The 10,274-nt window shown below is 67.9% G+C and carries 12 protein-coding genes; 4 read left to right on the top strand and 8 right to left on the bottom strand.

What is annotated here, in order from left to right:
* Positions 1-9: 9 nt before the first annotated feature.
* The 4 genes from ACLQ3J_RS06325 to ACLQ3J_RS06310 form a co-directional block, all read right to left on the bottom strand.
* Positions 10-1,131, bottom strand: coding sequence for a glutamate--cysteine ligase (locus tag ACLQ3J_RS06325; protein ID WP_169619208.1), 1,122 nt, complete (start codon positions 1,129-1,131; stop codon positions 10-12).
* A gap of 91 nt (positions 1,132-1,222) precedes the next feature.
* Positions 1,223-1,879: a superoxide dismutase family protein gene (locus tag ACLQ3J_RS06320; protein WP_169619207.1), complete on the bottom strand. Its 657-nt coding sequence runs from the start codon at positions 1,877-1,879 to the stop codon at positions 1,223-1,225.
* A 115-nt stretch (positions 1,880-1,994) separates the two neighbouring features.
* Complete coding sequence (locus ACLQ3J_RS06315; RefSeq protein ID WP_425902585.1) at positions 1,995-2,594, bottom strand: LytR C-terminal domain-containing protein; 600 nt, start codon at positions 2,592-2,594, stop codon at positions 1,995-1,997.
* A 32-nt stretch (positions 2,595-2,626) separates the two neighbouring features.
* Positions 2,627-2,986, bottom strand: a complete 360-nt coding sequence (locus tag ACLQ3J_RS06310; RefSeq protein WP_422423175.1) for a DUF3263 domain-containing protein — start codon at positions 2,984-2,986, stop codon at positions 2,627-2,629.
* Positions 2,987-3,115: 129 nt separating this feature from the next.
* Between ACLQ3J_RS06310 and ACLQ3J_RS06305 the strand changes: the two genes are divergently transcribed.
* Genes ACLQ3J_RS06305 through ACLQ3J_RS06295 form a run of 3 tightly spaced genes read left to right on the top strand, consistent with a single transcriptional unit; the run spans position 3,116 to position 5,538 of the window.
* Positions 3,116-3,712: a peptide deformylase gene (locus tag ACLQ3J_RS06305; RefSeq protein ID WP_169619201.1), complete on the top strand. Its 597-nt coding sequence runs from the start codon at positions 3,116-3,118 to the stop codon at positions 3,710-3,712.
* A complete protein-coding gene (locus ACLQ3J_RS06300; RefSeq protein WP_425902584.1) occupies positions 3,702-4,691 on the top strand; it encodes an N-acetylglutamate synthase, CG3035 family in 990 nt (329 codons plus the stop codon). Before ACLQ3J_RS06305 ends, ACLQ3J_RS06300 begins: the two co-directional genes overlap by 11 nt.
* A 34-nt stretch (positions 4,692-4,725) precedes the next feature.
* Positions 4,726-5,538, top strand: a complete 813-nt coding sequence (locus ACLQ3J_RS06295) for an exodeoxyribonuclease III (protein ID WP_169651326.1) — start codon at positions 4,726-4,728, stop codon at positions 5,536-5,538.
* A 77-nt stretch (positions 5,539-5,615) separates the two neighbouring features.
* Here ACLQ3J_RS06295 and ACLQ3J_RS06290 read toward each other — a convergent pair whose 3' ends face one another.
* Positions 5,616-5,978 carry a GNAT family N-acetyltransferase gene (locus ACLQ3J_RS06290; protein WP_206036473.1) on the bottom strand — a complete coding sequence of 121 codons (363 nt, stop codon included), beginning with the start codon at positions 5,976-5,978 and terminating at the stop codon, positions 5,616-5,618.
* Positions 5,979-6,129: 151 nt separating this feature from the next.
* On the opposite strand from ACLQ3J_RS06290, the gene thiD reads away from it, so the two are divergent.
* Positions 6,130-6,975, top strand: coding sequence for a bifunctional hydroxymethylpyrimidine kinase/phosphomethylpyrimidine kinase (thiD, locus tag ACLQ3J_RS06285; RefSeq protein ID WP_169619195.1), 846 nt, complete (start codon positions 6,130-6,132; stop codon positions 6,973-6,975).
* A gap of 16 nt (positions 6,976-6,991) precedes the next feature.
* Here thiD and ACLQ3J_RS06280 read toward each other — a convergent pair whose 3' ends face one another.
* From ACLQ3J_RS06280 to ACLQ3J_RS06270, 3 genes are read right to left on the bottom strand one after another with little or no spacing between them, the layout of a single operon-like run.
* Positions 6,992-8,515, bottom strand: coding sequence for a M20/M25/M40 family metallo-hydrolase (locus tag ACLQ3J_RS06280; protein WP_425902583.1), 1,524 nt, complete (start codon positions 8,513-8,515; stop codon positions 6,992-6,994).
* Between the two features lie 40 nt (positions 8,516-8,555).
* Positions 8,556-9,338 carry an ABC transporter permease gene (locus ACLQ3J_RS06275; protein WP_169619191.1) on the bottom strand — a complete coding sequence of 261 codons (783 nt, stop codon included), beginning with the start codon at positions 9,336-9,338 and terminating at the stop codon, positions 8,556-8,558.
* Positions 9,338-10,267, bottom strand: coding sequence for an ABC transporter ATP-binding protein (locus tag ACLQ3J_RS06270; protein ID WP_169619189.1), 930 nt, complete (start codon positions 10,265-10,267; stop codon positions 9,338-9,340). Before ACLQ3J_RS06270 ends, ACLQ3J_RS06275 begins: the two co-directional genes overlap by 1 nt.
* Positions 10,268-10,274: the final 7 nt, after the last annotated feature.

The following is a 10,274-nucleotide window of genomic DNA, read 5'->3' as shown; positions in this document are numbered from 1 at the left end:
CAGGGGCGTTCAGGCCCGTAGTTCGTCGACCAGCGAGTCCACCACGGCCACGAGATCGCCTCCCGTAGCCTCCGCGAGACGTCGCTGCCGTTGATACGACGCTCCGCGCACCGGGATGTCGGCGACCCGTGCCAGTTCGTCGGCGCACCCGAGCCGGGCAGCGGTCGGCGTGATCTGCTCGAGCAGGTCGTGCAGGTCGTCGGTGACGAGGCGTTCGTGACATTCGGGGTCCAGGATCACCTCGGCCTCCAGCCCGTACCGCGCCGCGCGCCACTTGTTTTCCTTGACGTGCCACGGCTGCAGGATCGGAAGGTCTTCACCGCGCTCGAGACACTCGTCGAAGTAGACGACGAGCGAGTGGACGAACGCGACGAGTGCCGCCAGTTCGGCGCGGTTGGTGATGCCGTCGAAGACCCGCACTTCGATCGTGCCCCATTTGGGGGCGGGCCGGATGTCCCAGTGCATCCCACCGGGAGTGTTGATGACCCCGGATTTGAGTTGATCCTCGATGAAGCGTTCGTACTGCGCCCAGTCGGAGAAGTGGTAGGGCAGACCGGCGGTGGGCAACTGCTGGAACATCAGTGCCCGGTTGCTGGCGTAACCGGTGTCGTATCCCGCCCAGATCGGCGACGACGCCGACAACGCGAGCATGTGCGGATACTTCACGAGCAGGGCGTTGAGGATCGGAATGACCTTGTGCGGCGACGACACGCCGACATGGACGTGCACCCCCCAGATCAGCATCTGCCGGCCCCACCAGCGGGTGCGATCGATCATTTCGTCGTAGTGCGGGGCGCTGGTGACGATCTGGTCCGTCCACTGCGCGAACGGGTGGGTGCCCGCGCACATCAGATCGACACCGTGCGGGTCCGCGGCGCGGCGCAACAGCGATAGCGATTCGGAGAGGTCGTCGACCGCTTCGCCCACCGTATCGTGGACGTCGGTGACGAGTTCGACCGTATTCCGCAGGAACTCCTTCGTCAGACGCGGTGTCTCACCTGCGATCCTGCCGACGGAGTCGAACACGTCCGCTGCACTGTTCGACAGATCGCGGGTGGTCTTGTCGACCAGGGCGATCTCCCACTCCACGCCTACTGTCGGACGGGGAGAACCCGGAAACTCGACTGCCACGATTCGATCCAACCACAAGGGCCCCGCGAACCGATCATGCCCGCGAGGCCCTGTGAGTGGAATTACCGCGTGTGCGGTCTCCGGTGAAACGTCACTCGATTACGCCGCACGCTTGGCGGGCGCCGAGGTTGTCCTCGTGCACGACCACCGAGGTACCTTCTTCACCCTGCAGATCCTCGAGGGTGAACGCGTTCGTGGTCACGGTCGTGGTGGCCGTTCCGTCTTCGTGGACGACGACCGACACCAGGTCACCGCTCTCCGGGACGGAGGTGCTGCCTTCGACCTGCAGGTGCGGGCCGGCGGACAGGAATGCTCCCGGTGCGCCACCCGTGGGAGCGACCGACTCGGGTTCGCACTTGCCGACCGCGTGGACGTGGACACCGTGGTAGCCGGGCGCAAGTCCCTCCACGTCGATCGTGACCTGCACGCCGCCGTCCTGTTCGGCGAAGGACACGGTGCCTGCATCAGCGCCGTCGACCGCCTTCAGGCCGGCGGTGAGAGTGGCCGCACCTGCGGCGCCGCCGCCCTGCGCGCTGCCGGCCTGCGCTCCGCCTGCTCCGGATTCGCTGCCGTGGGAGTCCCCGTGGGAGTCGCCGGGGGCAGCGGAACCGGTCCACACCGGCGGTGTCGTACCCGGCACGTCGGTCGGTTCCTCGTTGTTCGAGCATGCGGTCAGGCCGACGGCAGCGATCGCGACAATCGGGGCCAGAGCACGCCAAGACATGCGACGGGTGGAACTGGAGACCATCAAACCGCTCCTTCGAAGTGCCGAAAAGTAAACCGATCATAGCCGGGACCCCGCGCGCCGCTCCTGCCCTGCTACCGGAAAGCCCGATCGGTCGCGTGCGGCACCGTCGGTCCGTCTACGACGCAGCGACGATGACGATCACGCCTGGGGCTTCGTCGGCAAGTCCCGGAAGGCGAGGTTGCGCGGAGACGCCGAGCGCGTCGGCGACCTCGAGCGCGGTTTCCTCCTCGCCGGGTGTCGTCCCGTAGTACACGGTGGTCATACCGACGGTGCCGTTGCTGTAGTTGCCCGTGTCCTCGATCGTGAAGCCTTCGTCCTCGAGCAGACTTGCCGTCTGGGCGGCGAGGCCGGCGACGTTGCTGTTGTTGAGGACGCGGACGGGCGCCGGGGTTGCGGGCGCTGCCGCCGCCGACGATTCGGGGGTGGTGGCGGCCGGGGCAGCCGACGTCGCGGCGGGTGGCTGCGCTGCGTTGGGTGCCGCCGATGCCGCGCCGCCGAACGCACTCGCGGCCGACGCCGACGGAGCGGCCTCGGAGGGTTCGCTGCTCGCGGTGGTGGTCGTCTCGTCGTCGGAGCCGCCGAGTGACGCCATCCCGATCCCGGCGAACAGAATTGCGAGGGAGATCAACACCATCGCGAAGGCCCGGAGGGGTGGCCCCGACGACGAGGGTGCTCGGTTGGGTTTCTCGGCGGTTCTGCTCACGCGTTCGACCATAGTTGGCCGACGGTTCACGCGCTGACGCTCGGCTAACGCGTCGTTTCGAATCCGAGGCGTCGTGCGGCGCGTGCCTTCTGGCGGCTCGCCCGGAGCCGACGGAGCCGTTTGACCAGCATAGGATCGGCGGCAAGAGCTTCCGGCCGGTCGACGAGCGCGTTGAGCACTTGGTAATAGCGGGTCGCGGAGAGGCCGAACAGTTCCTTGATGGCTTCTTCCTTGGCGCCGGCGTACTTCCACCACTGCCGCTCGAAAGCCAGAATGTCGTGGTCGCGCCGGCTCAGGCCGTCGTCTCCGATTGCATTCGGATCAGCCGCGCCGGCGATCTTGTCGTCACTGCGCTGGGGCTCTGCACCGGACCGGCCCCCATCGTGCGCTGCTGCGCCGTCCATGTCACTCCTCGAAGCCCGGATCACTCGGGCGACAATTACACCTGTGTGTTTCCGACCGTAATTCAACCACGCGGTTCCGACACGTACCGGCCCGACGAGCACCTCGGACGCGCACTATCCTGTTCCACCATGGCCATTCTTCCGATCGTCATCGTCGGCGACCCCGTCCTGCACAACCCGACCGAACCGGTGACGGAATCCCCCGCCGAGCTCGCTCAGTTGATCGCCGACATGTACGAGACGATGGATGCCGCGAACGGGGTCGGGCTCGCCGCCAACCAGGTCGGCGTCGCCAAGCGCCTGTTCGTCTACGACTGCCCCGACCGGGACGAATCCGGGCACGTCGCGCGCCGCCGGGGAGTTGTCGTCAACCCGGTACTCGAGACGTCCGAGATCCCCGAGACGATGCCGGACCCGGAGGACGACCTCGAAGGGTGCCTGTCCGTGCCCGGCGAGAACTTCCCGACCGGCCGCGCCGAGTGGGCGAAGGTCACCGGAACGGACGCCGACGGCAACCCCGTCGAGATCGAGGGCCACGGCTTCTTCGCGCGCATGCTGCAACACGAGGTCGGCCACCTCGACGGGTACCTCTACGTCGACGTGCTGATCGGCCGCAACGCGCGCGCAGCCAAGAAGACCATCAAGCGTGCCGGATGGGGAACTCCCGGTCTGACGTGGATGCCCGGAACGGTCGAGGACCCGTTCGGGCACGACGATGACGACTGACGAACCTGCCGTACCCGCAGTACCGCTCGGCAGCCGTGTGGTGCTGCGCTATCGCCTCCCCGCGGGATACAGCCATCCCATGACCGATGTGATCGGCGAACTCGTCTCGATGGAACCGGTCGTGGCGGTGCGCACCGCGGACAAGCGACTTGTGCAGGTCTCGCCGAGCGCCGTGGTGGCCGTGAAGCAGATCGCCGCACGACCGGTCCGGACCTCCGAGATCCGGTCGCTCGAACATGCCGCCGCAGCCGGATGGCCAGGCCTGGAGCAAGCGTGGATCGACGGCTGGTTCCTGCGGGCGGGCGGCGGTTTCACCGGCCGCGCCAACTCGGCGACCCCGATCGGGGCTCCCGGCACCGTCGCGGACCCTGCCGATCCCGAGGTGCGGGCACGCCTGCGTGACTGGTTCGCCGCGCGTGGCCTTCCGCTGCGTCTCCTCGTCCCCGACCGGCTGGCCCGGATTCCGCAGGGCTGGCCCACCGGCGACAGAGTGGTCGTGATGGGTGCGGATCTCGAGAACGTGCCGCTGCCGGAGGGGCCGGTACCCGTCGCGGTCGCCGGGGAACCGGACGAGGAATGGTTGTCGCTGTACCGGAACGGCACGGTTCCCCCGGTCGGGCAGGCCGTGCTCGGCGCCGTCGCCGCCGGAACCCTCGGATTCGGCCGGATCGGAGCGCCCGGGCAACCGCCCCTCGCCATCGGGCGGGCCGCGGTGACCCATGCCCCGGACGGTCGCCGCTGGGTGGGACTCTCCGCGGTGGAGGTCGCCCCGGAGCACCGGCGCCGCGGCCTCGGGACCCTGCTGTGCGGGTCGCTGCTCGCCTGGGCCCGCGACGCCGGAGCCACCCATGCCTATCTTCAGGTCCACGACGAGAACGTGGCCGCGCGCACGATGTACCGGGAACTCGGGTTCGTCGACCATCACCACTACACGTACGCGACCGAACCCCCGGCTCCGTCGTCCGCCGATCGCGCGTAGTCGTCGCGTCGTACCCCTGGCCTAGAGTGTGGGCGTGCGATTGGCAACGTGGAATGTGAACTCGGTCCGGGCCCGGACCGACCGGATCGTCGACTGGATGCAGCGGACAGGCACCGATGTGCTCGCCATGCAGGAGACGAAGTGCAAGGACGAGCAGTTCCCGACGGAGCGGTTCGAAGAACTGGGCTACGAGGTCGCGCACGTCGGGTTGAGCCAGTGGAACGGCGTCGCCATCGTTTCCCGCGTCGGCCTGGAAGACGTGCAGGTCGGTTTCGAAGACCAGCCCGGCTTCTCCAAGGATCCCGAAATCTCTCCCGCGCTCGAAGCCCGCGCGATCGGCGCGACGTGCGGCGGTGTGCGGGTGTGGAGCCTGTACGTGCCCAACGGCCGCGACCTCAACGATCCGCATTACGCCTACAAACTCGACTGGCTGGCGAAGCTGCGGGCCGACGCGCAGGCGTGGCTCTCCGCCGATCCCGATCAGCAGATCGCCCTCGTCGGCGACTGGAATGTCGCACCCACCGACGACGACGTCTGGGACCCCGCATTCTTCGAAGGCAAGACGCACACCTCGCAGCCCGAGCGCGACGCCTTCCATGCGTTCGCCGACGCCGGGTTCACCGACGTGGTGCGCCCGCATGCGCCGGGCCCCGGGGTGTACACGTACTGGGATTACACGCAGTTGCGGTTCCCCAAGAAGCAGGGCATGCGGATCGACTTCGTGCTCGGTTCTCCCGCGTTTGCCGCACGGGTCACGGGCGCCGAGATCGACCGCAACGAGCGCAAGGGCAAGGGCGCGAGCGACCACGCTCCGGTCATCGTCGATCTGGCGGACGAACCCGCGTAGCGACGTCGGTGTCCCGAAGTCCCATGGCCCGGAGTTCCGCGGCAGGGAGCCGGGCTGTGAGTCCGGCTGCGAGGAGGTCAGGCACCCCGCCTGCGCGCGACCGGACCGGGCGAGACCACGACGTTCTCGTAACCGCCGTGTGAGTCGAGGTAGCGCTGGACATAGGTGCAGATCGGCCGGACCCGCCAGCCGCGTTTCCGTGCGATATCGAGGGAGCCGCCCACCAGGACGGCCGCGAGTCCGCGGTGACCGAAGTCTTCCACGATCACGGTGTGCATGAAGTCCACGATCGGATCGCAGGGCCCGGGCACTCCGGACGGGCAGTTGGTGTCGTAGTAGCCGAGTATGCCGACGAGATCTCCGTTGAGCCGCAGTTCGAAGCGGTTCTGGTCGGCGTTGTCGGACACATCGGCGCTCGGCGTACTGGTGTCCAAGAGCATCTCCAAGCGGTGTTTTCCTGATCAAACTGTGACCTGGACCACTATAGAACACGTTCCTGCAAGAACCTCCGAGCTCCCATTCTTTCGTGACGGGCCCGCCGTGGAGCCGCTGCCGAGGGTGAGCCCCCACAGCCTCGGTAGGGTGAGCGCCGTGGAACTTCTGCCCTTGTCAGCTGCCGGTGAAACGCCGGTTCGCGCCCTCACCATCGCCGGCACCGACTCCGGCGGCGGCGCCGGCATCCAAGCCGACACCCGGACCATGGCGATGTGCGGTGTGCACGCGTGCGTCGCGGTCGCCGCGGTCACGGTGCAGAACTCGGTGGGAGTAGAGGGGTTCCACGAGATTCCTGCCGAGACCGTCGCCGCACAGGTTCGGTGCGTCGTCGACGACATCGGCATCTCGGCTGCCAAGACCGGAATGCTCCCGTCCACCTCGATCATCGAAGCCGTCGCCGCCGTGTGCACCGAGATGGGCATCGGCCGCGATCTGCCGGTACCGCTCGTCGTCGACCCGGTATGCGCATCGATGCACGGCGACCCGCTGGTCCATGCCGATGCACTCGACGCGATCCGTTCGGTGTTGATCCCGCGGGCCACCGTCGTCACCCCGAATCTGGACGAGATCCGTCTCATCACGGGCATCGACGTGGTGGACGACCCGTCGGCGCGGCGCGCGGCCGAGGCCCTGCACGCGCTCGGTGCGCAATGGGCCATCGTCAAGGGCGGGCATCTGCGCACGTCGTCGTCGAGCACCGATTTGTTGTTCGACGGGGATCGGTTCCTCGAATTCACCACCCCCCGGATCGACACGGGCAACGATCACGGCGGCGGCGACACCCTGGCCGCCGCGATCGCCTCGGCTCTCGCACACGGCCGGTCGGTGCCCGACGCGGTGGCGTTCGCGAAGGAGTGGATCACCAAGTGCCTCGAATGGTCGTACGACCTGGGGCGTGGACACGGACCGGTCAACCCGTTGTGGCGGCTACAGGAGAAGTGACCGCAGCCGGTGCCGGCTACTCGGTGAACGCCTCGCGTGCCTGCACTCGTGCGTCGCCGACGGGCACACCGTCCGGCCCGTCGACCGACAACGCGTAGAACGCCGTGCCGTACCCGACGGCCGCCGCAGCTGCGGCGAGCGCGTCGCGGTCCACGTTCGCGACGTCGTCCTCGGCGGTGTGGTAGTTCGGGTCGAATGCCTCACCGCCGGTACCGCCCCACAGCTCCGCCTGTTCGGCGGTCTTCACATCGTCTGCACCGCTGAACACCCCACCGGCGGGAATGCCGACGGCGACGAACGGTCCGTAATCGGACCTGCCGTCGAAATCGGTGCCCGACACGGTGATGCCGCGCTCCGCGAAGAATTGTGCGAACGTCCGCTCGATCCCCGCCGATCCCTCCGGCCCGGGACCTTCCCCTTCGCCGTCGGAGTCGTCTCCGTCGAAGACGAGGTACCCGGGGTTCGGGGAGCCGAGCATGTCGAAGTTGAGATACAGCGCGATGTCGCGGCGTTCGTCGTCGGACAATCCGTCGATATAACGAGCGGATCCGACGAGCCCGACTTCTTCCGCTCCCCAGAATGCGAAGCGCACCTTGTTGGCAACACCCGGTTCCGCGCCGAGTTGCAGTGCGGTTTCGAGCACGGAGGCGACTCCCGTGCCGTTGTCGTTGACGCCGGGCCCCTCCGGGACGCTGTCGAGATGTGCGCCGACGACCACCACATTGTCGGCCGCGCCGGTGGAGGTCTCGGCGATCACGTTGCGCGAACGCTGCCTCTCGGTCGTGGTGTCGAGAGTCAGATTCACCGAGGATGCCCCTGCGACCGTGTCGGCGTCCTGCCGGGCGAGTCCTCCGACAGGTATCCGGGGTTTCTCGTCTTCGGCGAGTCCCGCATCGGACAGCGGCCCGTCCTCGTTGTTGACGACCAGCACTGCGGCCGCTCCCCGATCCGCGGCGACCTGCTCCTTCACCGAGAACGTGCACGCACCGCGGTCGACGAGTACCGCCGATCCGGAGACGTCGAGGCCGTCGTAGTCGGTGGGCTCACAGCCCGGCGTCTCGTCGGCCGGAACCCGCACGGGGCGCACGGTGAGTCCGTCCGGCCCGGTCGAGGGCGAGAAGCCCAGCGCGCGCACGCCCACGGGGGTGCCGTCGATGTCGAGGGTCTCGGTCTCAACGTCGAACCCGGTCACGTCGAATTCCGGTGTCTGCACGTCGAACCCGGCGTCGCGCAACCGGCCGGCGACGTAGTCGACACTCGCGTCGTATCCGGGGGTGCCGAGCGCGCGGTTGCCGTCGTTCTCGCCGGCGATGCGTTCGAGTTCGCTCAGATGTGCCGTGACCGCCTCGATCTGCACCCGGTCGGCGATCGCGTACGGGTCGAGCGACGGCGGTTCCTGCCCGCTGGGGGAATCGACGCTGCCGGAACCCCCGCTGCCGGAACCACCGCCCTCGGTACTGTCGTCGGCCGCGCATCCCGCGACCGACAGGACCGCTACCGCGATCGACAACCCCGCCCGTCCCCACCGTCCGCGCGCCATGGGCAGAGCGTAATCGACCGGTGGGGTCCGCGCGTGGTGCTCAGGCGTCCCGCTTGTTCACCACGACCAGTGACACAGCGAACACCACAGCCGTGAAAACCGCGAAATACACGAGGGAACCCCATGCACCCCAGTGGAATTCGATGCCCTGCTCCATGCTGAGGAAGTTGTTGGCGTTGGCGAAGGGCAGGAACGGTTGGATTTCACGTCCGACCGATCCGAACAATCCGAACAGCGACTCGATGAGCAGTGGCCACAGCAGCAGCAGCGCGATCGTCCCGGCGGACTGGCGCAGCAGCGTACCGACACCGATCGCGAGCACCACACAGAGGAACGCGTAGAGCGGAATTCCGTAGATCGCCCGCCACGCCGGCTCGCCGCTGAGTACGAGATCTCGTCCGGCATCCGGTCCCGCCAGCATCTTCGCGAGAAGGAACGACGCGAGACCGAGCACGCCGGTGAGAATCGCGCCGAGCACACCGATGAGCGCGGCCTTGACCGTCAGGAGGAGCGTCCGGTTGGGCGTGGCCTGGAAGGTCGTGCGGATGACGCCGAACCGGTATTCGCTGGTGACCGACAGTGCTGCCAGGATCATCAGCACCAACACGCCGAATCCCGTGACACCGCTGACGGCGACATCGACGGTGGGATAGAACTGCATCACTTCGTCGTCCGCGGTGAGCGAACTGCGCGCGACCGAACCGAGAACCGCGGCCAGGCCCAGCCCGAGCGCGACGATCACCACCGTGCACCACAACGGCGACTGCACCGAGGTGAGTTTGATCCGTTCGGCCCGCAGCGTGTCGAGCACGGTCCCCGCCATCACAGTCCGCCTTTCATGACGTCGTCGGTTCCGGTGCCGTGGAATTCCACGTGGCCCCCGGTGAGTTTCATGAATGCGTCTTCGAGCGACGCGTTACGGCTGGACAGTTCGTGCAGCACGAGTGATCGCGACGCGGCGAGTTCACCGACCTCGGCAATGCCCACGTTCGGCACCAGCAGCGCCCCGTCCTCTTCGCGGACGGTGTACCCCCGCTCGGTGAGGGCGCTGCGCAGCTCGCCGGCAGAAGGACTGCGCACCACGACGACCGATTCGGAGGCCCGGTCCACGAAGTCCTTCACCGACGTGTCGGCGATCAGGCGTCCCCGCCCGATGACGATCAGATGGTCGGCGGTCTGTGCCATCTCCGACAGCAGGTGGCTCGACACCAGCACGGTGCGACCCTCTGCCGCAAGGGCGTGCATGAAGCGCCGGATCCACATGATGCCCTCCGGGTCGAGCCCGTTGACGGGCTCGTCGAAGAGCAGCACCTGCGGGTCGCCGAGCAGCGCCCCGGCGAGACCGAGCCGCTGCGACATGCCGAGAGAGAACCCACCGGCGCGCTTCCCGGCGACTTCGGTGAGACCGACCTGGCGCAGCACCTCGTCCACGCGGGAGGCCGGCAGGCCGTTGGACGCCGCGAGCCACCGAAGGTGCGCACGCGCCGTCCTGTTGGGGTGCACCCACTTCGCGTCGAGGAGCGCTCCCACCGTCTGGAGCGGCCGTGTCAGGCTGCGATACGGCTTGCCTCCGATGAGCGCGCTGCCCGAGGTCGGGCGGTCCAGGCCCAGGATCATGCGCATCGTCGTCGACTTCCCGGCGCCGTTGGGGCCGAGAAACCCGGTGACGATGCCGGGGCGGACCGTGAACGTCACATCGTCGACCGCGGTCGTGGACCCGAAGGTCTTGGTCAGTCCGGTCACTTCGATCATGGGCCAT

This window comes from Rhodococcus sp. DT1 (assembly GCF_049844875.1).
Lineage (GTDB): Bacteria > Actinomycetota > Actinomycetes > Mycobacteriales > Mycobacteriaceae > Rhodococcus.
Note: the sequence above shows the minus strand (reverse complement) of the source record. Positions and strands in the feature narration are given on the sequence as shown.